The following is a 13,726-nucleotide window of genomic DNA, read 5'->3' on the forward strand; positions in this document are numbered from 1 at the left end:
CATCCCCCCATCGGGCATGATGTCGCCACGCATCACGGAATCGCGATCAGCGCGGGTGATCGCCTCCCCGGATCTGGTCGACCGCGTGCTGGAGAATCGGCGCGAGTACGGCGACGCCATCGCGTACGCCACCCGACGATCCGGGCAAATTAATGATCAAGGTGTTGCCCGCCTGGCCGGCCAGCCCTCTGGACAGAATCGAGGTCGGGACCTTTTCCCGATTCGCCAGCCGAATGGTCTCGGCTACACCGGGAATTTCCCGAGAAATTACCCGGGAAGTCATCTCCGGGGTCAGGTCCATGGGCGTCAACCCGGTCCCTCCGGTGGTCACGATGACGTCGTAGCCCTGCGCCACCCCGTCACGGAGCGCTCCTTCCACCGGCTCCCCGTCGGGCACCACCAGGGGGCCCTCCACGACCTCACAGCCCGCGTCGCGGCGCAGCAGGTCAACGAGCAGCGGCCCGGATTTATCCGCATAAACCCCGGCCGACGCCCGGTTCGACACGGTGATCACGAGTGCGCGGATCATTCCGGCTCCCTGCTCCAGCGACCGGTCTTGCCGCCCAGCTTCTCCTCCACCCGCACGTCGGTGATCACCGCGGCCGGATCGACCGCCTTGACCATGTCGATCAGCGCCAGCGCGGCCACGGAGACCGCCGTCAGCGCCTCCATCTCCACGCCGGTGCGGTCGGCCGTCTTCACCCGGCAGGTGATCGCCACGCCCCAGTCCTCGACGTCCAGCGTCACCTTCACCCCGTGCAGCGCGATCGGATGGCAGAGCGGGATCAGGTCGGGCGTCCGCTTCGCCCCCATGATCCCCGCGATCCGCGCCACGCCCAGCGCGTCGCCCTTGGGCACCTCGCCGGACCGCAGCAATTCCACGACCTCGCCCGACAGCAGCACCCGCCCGGTCGCCGTGGCGGTGCGAGCCGTCACGTCCTTGGTGGAGACGTCCACCATGCGAGCGGCCCCGGTCTCATCCACGTGGGTCAGCCCCGAGTCACTCACAGCCGGATCACCTCGACAGTCGCCCCCTCGGGCAGCTCGGTCACGTCCTCCGCCACCACGATCAGCGCGTTGGCCGAGGCCAGCGCGGCGAGCTGGTGCGAGCCCTGGCCGTGCGCCGGCGCCACCGTGCCGTCCGAGGCCAGCACGCCGCGCAGGAACGACCGCCGTCCGGCGGGCGAGCGCACCGGCCCGGTCAGGCGGGCGGTCACCGATTGCGGCATGTCCGCGGGGAGGCCGCGCATCTTGTCGAGCGCCGGACGTACGAACAGCATGAAAGACACATAGGACGACACCGGGTTGCCGGGCAGCGCGAAGATCGGCACCTGGTCCTCCCCCAGCACGCCGAACCCCTGCGGCATCCCCGGCTGCATCGCCACCTTCTCGAACCGGACGGTCCCCAGCGGCGACAGGGCCTCCTTGACCGGCTCGTACGCCCCCATGGACACGCCGCCGCTGGTGATGATCGCATCGGCCCGCATCAGGTGGGTGTCGAGCCGATCGAGCAGCACGCCCGGATCGTCCCCGACGGACCCTGCCCGGAACCCCTCGCCTCCGGCCTCCCGCACGGCGGCGGTCAGCGTGAAGCTGTTGGAGTCCCAGATCTGCCCGGGAGCCAGCGGGCCGCCCGGCTCGACCAGCTCCGCGCCCGTCGAGATGACGACGACCCGGGGCCGGGGCCGCGCCCAGATCCGCCGCCTTCCCACCCCGGCGATGATCCCGAGCTGGGAGGGCCCGATCACCGTGCCCGGCTTGAGCACGACCTCGCCGGCCTGCACGTCCTCGCCCGCCCGCCGGATCGCGTTGCCGGCGCTCACCTGGCGGGAGATCTGTACGGTGACCGTGCCCCCGTCCGTCCACTCGACCGGCACCACGGCGTCGGCCCCGGCCGGCATGGGAGCACCGGTCATGATGCGTACGGCGTGCCCCGGCCCCACGGCCCGCAGTTCCTGGGACCCGGCCGCCACATCGTCGGTCACCGGCAACGTAACCGGAACATCCGAAACATCGACAGCACGTACGGCATAGCCATCCATTGCCGAGTTGTCGAACGGCGGCAGCGGCACCGGCGAGACGACCTCCTCGGCCAGCGTCGCCCCCAGCGCCTGCTCCAGCTCCAGCTCCAGCGGCGCCAGCGGACGAACAGTGGCCAGGATCTCAGCCAGGTGCTCGTCAACCGATTTCATCGAGGAACTCCCGCAGCCACGGCACGAACTCGGGCGCCAGGTCCTCCCGGTCCACCGCGAACTTCACCACCGTCCGCAAATAGTCAAGCTTGTCGCCGGTGTCGTACCTGCGCCCTCTGAACAGCACCCCGTGCACGGGCCCGCCGTCGCCGGACCCGCGTCCGGCGAGGGTGCGCAGCGCGTCGGTGAGCTGGATCTCGCCCCCGCGGCCCGGCGGCGTGTTCTCCAGCACCTCGAACACCGCGGGGTCGATCACGTAGCGCCCGATGATCGCCCAGTTGGACGGCGCCTCGTCGGCCGGCGGCTTCTCCACCAGGTCGGTCACGCGGACGACGTCGTCGTCGGCGGTGGCCTCGATGGTCGCGACGCCGTACAGGGAGACCTGCTCCTTGGGCACCTCCATCAGCGCGATCACGCTCCCCCCGAACGTGTCACGCACCTCGATCATGCGCTTGAGCAGCGGATCGCGATAGTCGATCAGGTCGTCGCCGAGCAGGCAGGCGAAGGGGTGGCCGCCGACGTGCTGCTTGGCGCAGAGCACCGCGTGGCCGAGCCCCTTGGGCTCGCCCTGACGTACGTAGTGGAGCGTCGCCAGCGAGGCCGGCTCGCGAACCTGGGACAACCGGTGCTCGTCGCCCTTGGCCTCAAGGGCCTCCTCCAGCTCGAACGCGCGGTCGAAGTGATCCTCGATGGAGCGTTTATTCTTGCCGGTGACCATGAGGACGTCGAGGAGCCCAGCGGAGGCTGCCTCCTCGACGACATACTGGATCGCGGGCTTGTCGACGATGGGCAACATCTCCTTCGGTGTCGCCTTGGTCGCCGGAAGGAACCGGGTGCCCAGACCCGCGGCGGGCACGACGGCTTTCGTCACAGGGTCGAAGTCAGCCATGAGTAGACCCTAGTGGAGGTATCTGTGGACAAGCTGAACCTGCGTCGCGACCTGAGTTCGGCACGCGCCTCCCTCTCCCCCGAACAACAGCGGGCAAACTCCATCAAGATCCGCGAAACTCTGCTCGACCAGCCATGGGTCCAGATGGCCGGTCTCGTGGCCTGCTACTGGTCAACGGGGTCGGAGCCGGATACGCACGGGCTCGTGTTCGCTCTCTGGAAACATGGAGCCACCGTTATCCTCCCCGTCCTGCTTGAGGACAATGACCTGGATTGGGCGGTGTACGACGGGCCGGACTCGCTCGCCCCGGGCCGCTTCGGGATCATGGAGCCGGTCGACACCCGCCGCGGCGTCGACGCCATCCGCACCGCCGCCCTCGTGATCGTCCCGGCCCTGGCGGTGGACAGGGCGACGGGTGTACGTCTGGGGCGGGGCGGCGGCTCGTACGATCGTGCCCTGGCCAGGGTGGGCCCCAACGTCCCGACGGTCGCCCTGCTGCACGACGGCGAGCTGATCGAGGGCATCCCGGCGGAGCCTCATGACCGGCACGTCCGTTTTGCCGCGACCCCGGGGGGACTCACTAGGCTTATGTGACCGCAGGGACGAGAGGGGGCCAGATGACACTAGATGTCTGGCTTCTTCTGAGTGCCGCGATTGTCATCGCGGCCATCGCGTCCGTACGCGTCGCGCACCGTACCGGCCTGCCCAGCCTGCTGGTGTTCCTCGGCATCGGCCTGATCCTGGGCGAGGGCGGGTTCGGGATCCCCTTCGACAACCCCCAGCTCGCCCAGCAGATCGGCCTCACCGCACTGGCGGTGATCCTGGCCGAAGGCGGACTTACCACGAGCTGGTCGCATGTGCGGCGTTCAGTCCCGTTGGCCCTGATCATGGCGACCGTGGGCGTGACGGTCAGCATCGTCGTGGTGGCGCTGGCCGTACAGGTTCTTCTCGGCATAGACCAGACGACGGCGCTGATCCTCGGCGCGGTGCTGGCCTCCACGGACGCCGCCGCCGTCTTCTCCGTGCTGCGCAGACTGCCGCTCCCGCCCCGGCTGGCGGGCGTGCTGGAGGCCGAGTCCGGCTTCAACGACGCCCCCACGGTCATCGCCGTGATGCTGCTCAGCGGGGCCGGGCGCTCTTCCGCGTCCCCGGGAACGTTCCTCCTCGAGACCTCGGTCGAGCTGATCATCGGCGCCGCGGTCGGCCTGGCCGTAGGCCCCGCGGGCGCGTACGCGCTGCGCCGCGTCGCGCTCCCCGCCTCCGGCCTCTATCCGCTCGCCGTGCTTTCACTCACATTCGTCTCGTACGGCGGGGCCGTGCTGCTGCACGGCTCGGGGTTCCTGGCCGTCTACCTGACGGCGTTGATCCTGGGCAATTCGCGGCTGCCGCACCGGGCGGCGACCAGGGGGTTCGCGGAGGGGGCCGCGTGGCTGGCGCAGATCGGGCTGTTCGTCATGCTCGGTCTGCTGGCCAGCCCCACGGAGATGCCGTCGTCCATCGTGCCCGGCCTGATCGCCGGCACCGTCCTGGTGCTCCTGGCGCGGCCGCTCTCGGTCATGGTGAGCTCGCTGCTGTCGTGGGCGCTGCGGATGGGCCGGGTGAGCTGGCGCGAACAGGCGTTCCTGTCGTGGGCGGGGCTGCGCGGCGCGATCCCGATCGTGCTCGCCACCATCCCCTGGGCGTCGAACGTCGAAGGATCCAAGGAGATCTTCAACGAGGTCTTCGTGATCGTCATCGTGTTCACGCTGCTGCAGGGGCCGACGCTGCCCTTCGTGGCCCGGCTGCTCGGGGTGGCGGCCCCCGGGGAGGCGCACGACCTGGAGGTGGAGGCGGCGCCGCTCGAAGAGCTCAAGGCGGACCTGCTGCAGGTCAAGGTGTTTCCCGGCTCTCGGCTGCACGGCGTGGAGATCTTCGAGCTCCGCCTGCCCGCCGGGGCGCAGGTGACGCTGATCGTGCGTGACGGCAAATCCTTCGTCCCCACCGGAAATACCAGGATCAGGGTGGAGGACCAGATCCTGCTGGTCACCACCGCCTCCTGCCGTGACCAGGTCGAACGCCGCTTGCGCGCCGTGAGCCGAAGCGGAAAACTGGCGGGCTGGTACGGAGAGCGGGGACTGGAATAGGCGTTTGACCTAATCGGTTACCATTAGCAGTCGCATCCCTCGAGTGCCAGACCTTAAGGAGGAGCGCGTGCCGACGTACCAGTACGCCTGCAACGACTGCGGCGAGCAGCTTGAGGTCGTTCAGAAGTTCACCGACGACGCGTTGACGATCTGCCCTGCTTGCGAGGGGAACCTGCGGAAGGTCTTCTCGGCTGTCGGCATCGTGTTCAAGGGGTCGGGCTTCTACCGGACCGACAACCGCTCGTCGTCGACCTCGACTTCCACGGCGTCCTCATCTTCCTCGTCGTCGAAGCCCGCGGAGAGCAAGTCCGCGGACACCAGCACGTCCACCCCCGCCGCCGCCCCCGCCGCAGCCTCTAACTGACCCTCCCGTCAGCCACCGCGCAGCCTCTCGCCAGTCGTCCCCAGGACGTGGCCGCTCAGCGCCAACCGCCGCGGCCACCTGGGCGGGGTTCGCGCGTTTCAGGCCGCGTGCGGCGTCAGGCGGGGTCGCGTGCGCGCACCGACATGGGCACAGACGCACGCTTGAGGATCGCGGCTTTTGTGGGCCCACGCCGGCCTCACACTGGCACCTCGCGCGGCCCCGCACCACCCGCCACCGCGGCCGCGTCGGGTTCCAGCATCTCTTGGACGGGCACCATCACCTCACGGGGTCCCACCAGCACCTCATGCGGTCCCAATCCGCCCAGCACCGACCACACACTCATGCGTGGACCCTCCAGCACCTCACGGGGGATCTCCTCGCCGGCATCGGCAGCATCGGCGACCCCAGCAACCCGCCCGGCCCGCATGCGCACTGCTGCAAACCGACGACGGCCTTCACCCCCAGGCCCCTTGGACTCCCAGGCCTCCCCTCGAGCTGAAATCAAGTTATCCACAGAACGGAATTCGGCTCACCCTGGCCCGTCCCCGATCCGGCTACTCTCTCGGCCATGGTCACTCGCGCAGACATCGGCGTCATCGGCGGTTCCGGCTTCTACTCACTGCTCGACGACGCGGAAGAGATCAAGCTCACCACACCCTACGGCCCCCCGAGCGACGTCGTCACGGTCGGACGCATCGGCACCCGTTCGGTGGCGTTCATCCCCAGACATGGGCGAGATCACCGTTTCCCCCCACACCGCATCCCCTACCGCGCCAACCTCTGGGCTCTGCGCATGCTCGGCGTGCGCCAGGTGCTCGCCCCCAGCGCCGTAGGCTCCCTGAGAGCCGAGTACGGCCCCGGCGCCATGGTCATCCCCGACCAACTCGTAGACCGCACCTCAGGCCGCGTCCAGACCTACTACGACGCGGACGGCGCGGTCCACGTCTCCTTCGCCGACCCCTACTGCCCGTCAGGCCGGGCCACCGCGGCGGAGACCGCCCGCTCGACCGGCTGGGAGACGGTCGACGGCGGCACCCTGGTGGTCATCGAGGGTCCGCGCTTCTCGACGCGAGCGGAGTCCCAGTGGTTCGCGGGCAACGGGTGGTCGGTCGTCGGCATGACCGGCTTCCCCGAGGCCGTCCTGGCCCGCGAGCTGGCCCTCTGCTACACCTCGCTCTCCCTGGTGACCGACCATGACGCCGGGGTCGAGGCCGGCCAGGGCGTCACGCACGACGAGGTCCTGGAGTTCTTCGCGCAAAACGTCACCCGCATGCGCACCTTGGTGGCGGAGACCGTACAAGCCCTCCCGGAAGAGCGCACCTGCCCGTGCGGGGCGGCGCTCGACGGCATCAAGCTCCCCTTCGAGCTGCCGTGATCCGGGCCTGGCTGATCCGCTACGGCCGCCGTCGCCGCCTCGTCGCGGCGGCGCTGGCCGCCCTGGCTGTCATGTCGGCCTTCATCGCCACCCGCCCCGAGCCGTCCCCCACGGTCCTGGTCGCGGCCCGCGACCTGTCTCCCGGCCCTCTCGGCCCAGGCGACCTGACCCCTGCGGCCCTCAACCATCCACCCACGGGTGCCGTACGCGCCGCCGCGGCGGGCCAGATCCTGGCGAGCCCCATGCGCAAGGGTGAGCCGCTGACGGATGTCCGCCTTCTCCACTCCTACCGGCTCCCGCCGGGCCTGGTCGCCACCCCGGTCCGCATCGCCGACGCCGCGACCGCGAGCCTCCTCACCCCAGGCGCCACGATCACCGTCCTGGCGGCCGGGGAGGAAACCCATCCGGCCCGCGCGGTAGCCGAAGACGTACGAATCATCACGATCCCCCAGACGCCCGGCAAGACGACGAGCGAAACCCACGGCGCCTTGATCGTGCTCGCCACCACCCCGACCCAGGCCGCCGAACTCGCCTCCGCCCAGACGACCGGCCACCTTTCGATCACCATCAAATCTAACTTAACGTAATCACTCAGCTACGCTTTCATCATGAGCGGATTCAAGAAGTTCCTCATGCAGGGGAACGTCATCGACCTGGCCGTGGCGGTCGTCATCGGGGCGGCCTTCAACTCGATCGTGCAGTCGTTCGTGGCCGACCTCCTCACCCCGCTGATCTCGGCGTTCGGTGGCCTGCCCGACTTCTCCTCACTCAAGGTCACGGTCGGCCGATCCAACTTCATGTACGGCAACTTCATCAACGCGATCATCTCGTTCCTGATGGTCGCGACGGTGGTCTACTTCCTGTTGGTGAAGCCGTACACGCACCTCAAGGACCGCAGCGCCGCCAAGATCGAATCGAAGACCCGCGACTGCCCCGAATGCCTGTCGGAAATCCCCAGAGCCGCGTCCCGCTGCGCCTTCTGCAGCTCACAGGTCGCGTAGAGGCGGCTAGAGCAGCGAATCGATCTTGGGATCGTACTCCCAATGCCACGGCTCGAACGGGCCGGTGTAGGCCCAGGAGGGATGGAACCACCCGTACCTCTTCGAGTTCTTCTCCATCCAGACGAACTCCGCCGACCCGGACCGCTCCACCCCACCACACAGGTCCACGGCCAGCCCGAGCCCGTGGTTGCTCCGCCCCGGCACGGCGGCGAACCCCGGCCGCCGGTAGTAGATCGACTGCTGCTCGGCCAGGCTCCGATAAGCGTCGCGAACGCACATGTTCTTCCCGAACCGCTTCCGATACGCCTCGTTCAGGCTCACGAACGCGATGGTGGCGTCGGCCCTCAGGCTGAAACCCTTCTGCTGCAACGGACAGAGCATGCTCTTCGGAATCAGCCCGTTGGGATAGTCGTTGGCCGTCGCCGCCCGCAACGGATTGCATCCCAGCGCCGCCCGCCCGACCTTGTCGATCTTGATGCCCATCTTCACGAGCGCGGTGGTCAACGACTTCACGATCTTGTCGGAACGCTGCCGGAGCGTGTCCACCTCGACCGCCAGCTGCGCCTCGGCCAGCAGGTTGCCGGCCCGCAGCTCCTGGGCTTCCCCCGCCAGGCCCTCGGCCTGCTTGTACAGCGCGCTGGTCTGCTCGACGGCCTGCTGCCGTACAGTGACGATCTGGGTCACGTCGCTGAGCGCCCGCAGCGTGGTCTCGTCCGCGGTTCCGGACAGGAACGGCACGATCCCGTCCCCCACGATCGGCTGCTCATACAGCAACTCGGCCATCTGCGACACCGGCTGCCGCATCACCGAGACCCGCTGCTCCAGATCCTGCAGGGCCGCCAGCTTGGTCTTCAGCTGCTTCTCGGCGGCGGCGATGTCCGACCGCCGCTTCTCCAGCGCCTTGGTGGCGTCCTCGAGCTCCTTGGCCGACCGCTCGGCCTCTTTGCGCAGCTCCGCCAGATCGCCCGGCGCCTGCCGCTCCTGCTCCTGCACCACCTGCGCCTGAGCACGCCCCTGCCCGGAAGGCACGAAAAGAGAAGCCACCGCCATGACTACCGCGATCAGACCCGCTGATCGAGGGGCTGGCACGTTCGACTCCTCCGTTTGCAAACTCGTTACCCGGGTCAGGCACGCACGTTACTACAGCCCCCCGAGTGCCCGGACCGAACTCGGGAGAGCTGTTATGAGACAAAAAGCGCACTCTGTCCGCCCACCCCTCACAACCAGCCATCCCACCACCCAAAACAGGGCCGATCAGATGCCAGGCACCAAACTCCCACCCACCCTCAACCCCACCCCATCCCCCTCCTCCCGGCACAGATCCCACAACCAGGTGTCCACCCACTCCCCCGAACACCCGACCTGAGGCTGAGTCCGCACCGGAGCCGGCGTAACAGGCTCCTCCACCTCAGGCGCCAAATCCTCGACAGGCGGCACCGCCGGCACCACCACCACCCGCGGCCGACTCACCCCACGAACAGGAGCCGGCACACTCCCCTCGTACAACCGATCCGGATGCGCCGGCGCCCGCACCACCACCGGCCCGAACCCCACCCGCGCGACCCGCTCCCGAACCACCGCCGGGACACTCCCCTCAAACCCCCGCATCTCCCCAGCCAGCAACCCCCCAGCAAGGATCGCCGGCGCCAACAACGCCCCGAACAACACGACAGGCCGCCGCCGCGCCTGCTTGCATCGCCTCCTGGTCACAGGCAGACGCTATCCACGCCGCATCCACAGGATTCCGACCGCTTGCCATGCCTTTACCGCAGCTCAGAGCACCCATAACCAACCCCACCAAACTCACCCCTGCTCCACGTCCCACGCAGTGCCAGACTTTCGCTAGGCTTACGAGAGTCCGCCTCCGTAGCTCAGGGGATAGAGCACCGCTCTCCTAAAGCGGGTGCCGCAGGTTCGAATCCTGCCGGGGGCACTCATCTTGACCACGCATTTCGCCTTCTGACCTGCGGTTTCTTGACCGCAGGTCTTTTGCTTGCCAGACCCTTGGTAGGCCGCCGAGCGCACCCGAATGCTGCCGTAGGACAGTGCTCTGGGGACATATGGGGGATGATCTTTATGACGTCCCCAGGGGCACCTGCGCCTGGGTTCATACTCAGCCGAGCTTCCCCGCTGCCGCCCGCTATCCTCTGCAGGCGATGCCGGCGCGGCGGCGCCGTGGCCGGAGCAGCTGCGGTCAGTGCCGCGCTCGCAGCCAGAACGATGGCCAGCGCTGTGCGGCGTGTACGGAAACGCATGTTGCTCCTCGCTGTCGAGGTCCTGTAGGTATGGACAATCCCTTGATAACACAGTGTGTAGATTAAATGGCAGAAAGTAATGAAGGGTGACTTGCGTCCGCCGCCATTGGACCGCTCGGTCAAGCCCTCGACCTGCTCCACAAGTCGTGCGCTCGCACGCCTCCCCGATGCAGCGGAAAACGCTGCACCAGCGGCTCGAATCGCCATCCGGTATCGGGTCAGCGCCACACATCCGCCAGTTGGCGCCGATGCCCCCACGTCGGCGCCCCGGCCACGTTCCAATGTACGCAGAGCCGCGCGCGCGAAGATCATTCCAGGCGAGGTGACGCCGCACGATCGATTCACAAGGAGTGAATCAGAGCCGCCCTTCGCGGCCGCCCTCAGACATACTCGCCGCTTCCACCTGCAACGACGACTTCTTGGGCCCGGCAGGCTCCTCCCACCGAATCGGATCTTGAAGCCTCACGCATCGATGGTTGGGCTCGACAACTGAAGACTATTCTTCGTGATCATCGAAGTACGATAATTTTCTTCACATTAATGAGTGTCATCGTCGCTGTTCGACGGCTGTGGAAATGATCAATGCGCCATTCCCTGACCAGCCTTCCAAGTGTTCGAACACACCACCTCGCGAGCTCGGAAGCTTCTACACTTGGCCTGTGCAAGCGACCCCCGAACAAGACCTCTTGCAAGATCTCATCAAAACATCTCCGACCTACTACTGCCGCGCCGAGCAGCTCCTCCTCAGGCAAGGCGAACCAGGCGACCGAGTGGTCATCATCATCGAGGGTCTGGTCAAGGTGGAGCGTACGGAATTGAACGGCGAACGTAGCATCCTCGCCTTCCGCGGGCCATACGAGTTCGTCGGGAGAACTGCTGTCTTGCAGAGCTGTCGCCATTTTGCGAGCGTTGAGACACTGCAGCCGTGCAAAGTCGCTGTTGTGCGCCCTGACGCATACCTTGGATCCGTTGCGGAGCGATCACTCACCCTCCCGGTGGTGACGCATACCCATGGGCGCCTGATCGAGTCGATGATCGTGCAGGGGAACAGTCCTCCCTGGATCCGACTGGCGTTCGCCCTGGTTCGCCTCGCCAGCCGCAACTGGAGCGGTGCCGCACCTGACAGGCCAGCTGTGCTGCACCTCACTCGCACCGATCTCGCCCTCCATCTCAGGGTCAGCCGCAACACCATCTCTGCATCACTCAGGCAACTGGCGGAACGGGGTGTCGAGGCCTCACGAAACACGATCGTCATCACTGACCTTTCAGCACTGGGCGAGGCCGTGAAGGAGCTCGACCGCTGATGAGATCCTGCATCCGCAGGTCAATCGGTCAATGGCTGCGGGATCGGAGCCGGGGCGGGTGTGTCGCCGGGGACGAAACGTAGACGGGCTTTGGCCGGCACGTCCAATCCCATGTAGCGGCGAGCTTCGACCCGCTCATCGCTCTGCTCGGCCAGCACGGCGCTGACCAGCCGGATGATCGCGGTTCGGTCGAGGAAGACGCCGACCGCTTCGGTGCCGGCTGACCTGGCTTTTGGAGACGTGCTTGATGCCGGTTGCCCGACCAGTTCGTCTACCCGCAGTGCCGAGCCAATCGGGGACGTATGAGCCTGAGCGCAGCTTGGGGATCGCCGGTGCACGGTGCCCGCGCGGATGTCCCACGCTCGACGGCGATAGCCGTTACGCGCACTGGTCCGTTCGTTGCTGCACTCGCCGTACGGTGCTCCGCGCAGGGTGTCGGCCTCGGACATGGTCTTCACCACGGATCGCAACACGTCCGGGTCATTGCTTCGCCAGCCACCGCGATGGCCATCTCCATTTGCGGTCGCCACGCATGTGACCAGGGGGAACTCGTACCCACTCCCGTGGACGCAACCGCCGAGTTCCTCGGAGCTGTCACGTTCGAAATGCTCGTTAAGCACCCCTGGCCTCACAGTGAAGGGATGGTTCAGTGCAAGGTTCGGGTAGAGCGTCTGGATCTACGGTCCAGTCTCCTCGACCTCTGTCTCATTGTGAGACCGCCCCGGGTGATCGGCATTGCCGATCGGCCTAGGCATCGACTGTGTACGATCAACCCGGCCGCCAGGGACAACCTGCATCCAGTGCAACCGTGGCGCTTCAACTGCGAGTTACCAGAAGTACATCCGGTGAGAGCCAGATCACATGTCTTCTGCACTCGCAGTGCTGAAGCGCGTGAGCACACTCTGGAAACTATCCCCAACACCAGAGAATTTGGGCTGACCAGTGGTCTCGGCCCATCCTCGTATAGGGCGATCCCCGAGTGAACGACGCGGTTGCCCTATGCGGTGAAGGAGCACTGATGGCGAATCACCGATGGGGCGCCCTGTCCCGCATCGTCAACGAGCGGATCGAATCAGGAGCACACGACGGACTGTTGATCGATACGGGTAACGGCCTCGTCCGACTGACCGCACGCCAGGCCCGTGACGCGGTATGCGTCTCTGGCAGGGACACGACTCTACGCGACGCAATCTGGCGGGAGGCAATCCATGCAGCACAGCGAGAAGGGCCGACAAACGAGACGGGACGGCTGTTCGCCCTATGGCTGGCGGAGCCTTGGATGCGCCGGACCCTCTCCATGATCTCCATCCGGCTGCGCGTGAGCCATGAGGATCTCGAAGCCGAGATGGCCACCACTCTTCTGGAGGGCTTGACGACCATCGACGCAGATCTACCAGGTGCAGGCGAGAAGGTTCTCAAATCTGTGTCGAGCAGGGCTTGGTCCGAGGCTCGTTCCGGCAGCCGGGAAACTCCCGTGAAAGATCTCTTCGTATTCGCTCCTCCGAAAGGTCTGAATCGGTTCCCCGGCGGCAGATGGGAGTCGAAGACAGCTCCACCCGGGCATATCGGCGAGCGCTCCGCCCCGATCCACTTAGCCGCCACCCCTTCACAAATCGAAGGAGTCCGTCTTGGGGTGCTGGCCCAGCGCCTCGGGTTGACGGACATTCTTGATTGCGCTCGGCGCCCTACCAAGAGGCGCCTCATCGGTACCCTGTCCCTGCGCTCGACGGGAGCCCCTCGATGATCGGGACACCGATGACCTTCGCTGAGGCATTCTACCTCCCTCTGGTTGTCGACCTGGGCACTGCCGCGAGAGCTCTGGGAATCTGTTCTAGTACCGCATACCGACTAATCCACTCGGGCAACTTTCCGTGCCATGTCATCCAGGTCGGCACCCACTACCGCATCCCCACGGCATTCCTGCTCAAGGCCCTCGGCATTGAACAGATCCCGATCTACGAAGCGGACTTGGAGGGAGGCGTCAAGTACGCTTCCCAGGAGATGGAGGAGGACGAATAGCCGTGGCCGATTCGACCTCCCACCGCTCAGGAAAGAGCTTGAACGCCCAATAAAGGGTGGGCCGAGCAGTGTGACGGCCAAGCGACACACCCGGTGGTGCGTCCAGCTTCTGTAAGCACACCAACCCACGCCGCCGCGTACATGTGTTTCTGGCGATTAATCACTCTGAAGCGAAGTTCGGAGGATGCGTAACGGTCGAGAACG

Annotated in this window: 15 protein-coding genes, 1 tRNA gene and 1 pseudogene; 10 read left to right on the forward strand and 7 right to left on the reverse strand. The window is 66.7% G+C overall.

What is annotated here, in order from left to right:
* Nucleotides 1-46: 46 nt before the first annotated feature.
* From H4W80_RS30100 to galU, 4 genes are read right to left on the reverse strand one after another with little or no spacing between them, the layout of a single operon-like run.
* Nucleotides 47-529: a MogA/MoaB family molybdenum cofactor biosynthesis protein gene (locus H4W80_RS30100; protein WP_192788163.1), complete on the reverse strand. Its 483-nt coding sequence runs from the start codon at nucleotides 527-529 to the stop codon at nucleotides 47-49.
* Complete coding sequence (gene moaC, locus H4W80_RS30105; protein ID WP_192788164.1) at nucleotides 526-1,008, reverse strand: cyclic pyranopterin monophosphate synthase MoaC; 483 nt, start codon at nucleotides 1,006-1,008, stop codon at nucleotides 526-528. The genes H4W80_RS30100 and moaC overlap by 4 nt, the downstream gene beginning before the upstream one ends.
* The gene (gene glp, locus H4W80_RS30110; protein ID WP_192788165.1) at nucleotides 1,005-2,192 is read right to left on the reverse strand and encodes a molybdotransferase-like divisome protein Glp; all 1,188 of its coding nucleotides are present in this window, start codon (nucleotides 2,190-2,192) and stop codon (nucleotides 1,005-1,007) included. Before glp ends, moaC begins: the two co-directional genes overlap by 4 nt.
* Complete coding sequence (galU, locus tag H4W80_RS30115) at nucleotides 2,179-3,081, reverse strand: UTP--glucose-1-phosphate uridylyltransferase GalU (protein ID WP_192788166.1); 903 nt, start codon at nucleotides 3,079-3,081, stop codon at nucleotides 2,179-2,181. The genes glp and galU overlap by 14 nt, the downstream gene beginning before the upstream one ends.
* Before the next feature lie 24 nt (nucleotides 3,082-3,105).
* Here galU and H4W80_RS30120 point away from each other — a divergent pair, with 24 nt between their 5' ends.
* From H4W80_RS30120 to H4W80_RS30130, 3 genes are all read left to right on the forward strand, one after another.
* A complete protein-coding gene (locus tag H4W80_RS30120) occupies nucleotides 3,106-3,675 on the forward strand; it encodes a 5-formyltetrahydrofolate cyclo-ligase (RefSeq protein ID WP_192788167.1) in 570 nt (189 codons plus the stop codon).
* A 23-nt stretch (nucleotides 3,676-3,698) separates the two neighbouring features.
* Entirely contained in the window at nucleotides 3,699-5,204 is a 1,506-nt protein-coding gene (locus H4W80_RS30125; RefSeq protein WP_192788168.1) for a potassium/proton antiporter, read from the forward strand.
* 67 nt (nucleotides 5,205-5,271) lie between these two features.
* Nucleotides 5,272-5,568 carry an FmdB family zinc ribbon protein gene (locus H4W80_RS30130; protein ID WP_192788169.1) on the forward strand — a complete coding sequence of 99 codons (297 nt, stop codon included), beginning with the start codon at nucleotides 5,272-5,274 and terminating at the stop codon, nucleotides 5,566-5,568.
* A 196-nt stretch (nucleotides 5,569-5,764) separates the two neighbouring features.
* Here the strand turns inward: H4W80_RS30130 and H4W80_RS30135 are convergent, their stop codons facing one another.
* Nucleotides 5,765-5,995, reverse strand: a complete 231-nt coding sequence (locus H4W80_RS30135) for a hypothetical protein (protein WP_192788170.1) — start codon at nucleotides 5,993-5,995, stop codon at nucleotides 5,765-5,767.
* A 141-nt stretch (nucleotides 5,996-6,136) separates the two neighbouring features.
* Here H4W80_RS30135 and H4W80_RS30140 point away from each other — a divergent pair, with 141 nt between their 5' ends.
* The 3 genes from H4W80_RS30140 to mscL are packed head-to-tail and all read left to right on the forward strand — an operon-like array spanning nucleotide 6,137 to nucleotide 7,944.
* On the forward strand, nucleotides 6,137-6,943 hold the full coding sequence (locus H4W80_RS30140) for an S-methyl-5'-thioadenosine phosphorylase (protein ID WP_192788171.1): 807 nt from the start codon (nucleotides 6,137-6,139) through the stop codon (nucleotides 6,941-6,943).
* Nucleotides 6,940-7,530: an RcpC/CpaB family pilus assembly protein gene (locus tag H4W80_RS30145; RefSeq protein WP_318787128.1), complete on the forward strand. Its 591-nt coding sequence runs from the start codon at nucleotides 6,940-6,942 to the stop codon at nucleotides 7,528-7,530. Before H4W80_RS30140 ends, H4W80_RS30145 begins: the two co-directional genes overlap by 4 nt.
* Before the next feature lie 21 nt (nucleotides 7,531-7,551).
* A complete protein-coding gene (gene mscL, locus H4W80_RS30150) occupies nucleotides 7,552-7,944 on the forward strand; it encodes a large conductance mechanosensitive channel protein MscL (RefSeq protein ID WP_192788172.1) in 393 nt (130 codons plus the stop codon).
* A gap of 6 nt (nucleotides 7,945-7,950) precedes the next feature.
* Here mscL and H4W80_RS63830 read toward each other — a convergent pair whose 3' ends face one another.
* Entirely contained in the window at nucleotides 7,951-8,994 is a 1,044-nt protein-coding gene (locus H4W80_RS63830; RefSeq protein ID WP_192788173.1) for a D-alanyl-D-alanine carboxypeptidase family protein, read from the reverse strand.
* Nucleotides 8,995-9,804: 810 nt separating this feature from the next.
* Here H4W80_RS63830 and H4W80_RS30160 point away from each other — a divergent pair.
* Nucleotides 9,805-9,877: transfer RNA gene (locus tag H4W80_RS30160), tRNA-Arg, on the forward strand.
* Between the two features lie 981 nt (nucleotides 9,878-10,858).
* Nucleotides 10,859-11,503: a Crp/Fnr family transcriptional regulator gene (locus tag H4W80_RS30165; protein WP_192788174.1), complete on the forward strand. Its 645-nt coding sequence runs from the start codon at nucleotides 10,859-10,861 to the stop codon at nucleotides 11,501-11,503.
* Nucleotides 11,504-11,523: 20 nt separating this feature from the next.
* Here H4W80_RS30165 and H4W80_RS61200 read toward each other — a convergent pair.
* Nucleotides 11,524-11,718: pseudogene (locus H4W80_RS61200) on the reverse strand (IS256 family transposase); the annotation flags it as partial.
* 803 nt (nucleotides 11,719-12,521) lie between these two features.
* Between H4W80_RS61200 and H4W80_RS30175 the strand changes: the two are divergent.
* Both H4W80_RS30175 and H4W80_RS30180 read left to right on the forward strand, forming a co-directional pair.
* A complete protein-coding gene (locus tag H4W80_RS30175) occupies nucleotides 12,522-13,247 on the forward strand; it encodes a hypothetical protein (protein ID WP_192788176.1) in 726 nt (241 codons plus the stop codon).
* Nucleotides 13,244-13,522, forward strand: a complete 279-nt coding sequence (locus H4W80_RS30180; RefSeq protein ID WP_192788177.1) for a helix-turn-helix domain-containing protein — start codon at nucleotides 13,244-13,246, stop codon at nucleotides 13,520-13,522. Before H4W80_RS30175 ends, H4W80_RS30180 begins: the two co-directional genes overlap by 4 nt.
* Nucleotides 13,523-13,726: the final 204 nt, after the last annotated feature.

The sequence above is a fragment of the Nonomuraea angiospora genome (assembly GCF_014873145.1).
GTDB classification, from domain to species: Bacteria; Actinomycetota; Actinomycetes; order Streptosporangiales; family Streptosporangiaceae; genus Nonomuraea; species Nonomuraea angiospora.

Coding starts and splice junctions, on each gene's coding strand:
- H4W80_RS30100 (WP_192788163.1), bottom strand. CDS start 529: ATGATCCGCGCACTCGTGATCACCGTGTCGAACCGGGCGTCGGCCGGG.
- glp (WP_192788165.1), bottom strand. CDS start 2,192: ATGAAATCGGTTGACGAGCACCTGGCTGAGATCCTGGCCACTGTTCGT.
- galU (WP_192788166.1), bottom strand. CDS start 3,081: ATGGCTGACTTCGACCCTGTGACGAAAGCCGTCGTGCCCGCCGCGGGT.
- H4W80_RS30125 (WP_192788168.1), top strand. CDS start 3,699: ATGACACTAGATGTCTGGCTTCTTCTGAGTGCCGCGATTGTCATCGCG.
- H4W80_RS30135 (WP_192788170.1), bottom strand. CDS start 5,995: ATGCGGGCCGGGCGGGTTGCTGGGGTCGCCGATGCTGCCGATGCCGGC.
- H4W80_RS30140 (WP_192788171.1), top strand. CDS start 6,137: ATGGTCACTCGCGCAGACATCGGCGTCATCGGCGGTTCCGGCTTCTAC.
- mscL (WP_192788172.1), top strand. CDS start 7,552: ATGAGCGGATTCAAGAAGTTCCTCATGCAGGGGAACGTCATCGACCTG.
- H4W80_RS63830 (WP_192788173.1), bottom strand. CDS start 8,994: ATGGCGGTGGCTTCTCTTTTCGTGCCTTCCGGGCAGGGGCGTGCTCAG.
- H4W80_RS30175 (WP_192788176.1), top strand. CDS start 12,522: ATGGCGAATCACCGATGGGGCGCCCTGTCCCGCATCGTCAACGAGCGG.
- H4W80_RS30180 (WP_192788177.1), top strand. CDS start 13,244: ATGATCGGGACACCGATGACCTTCGCTGAGGCATTCTACCTCCCTCTG.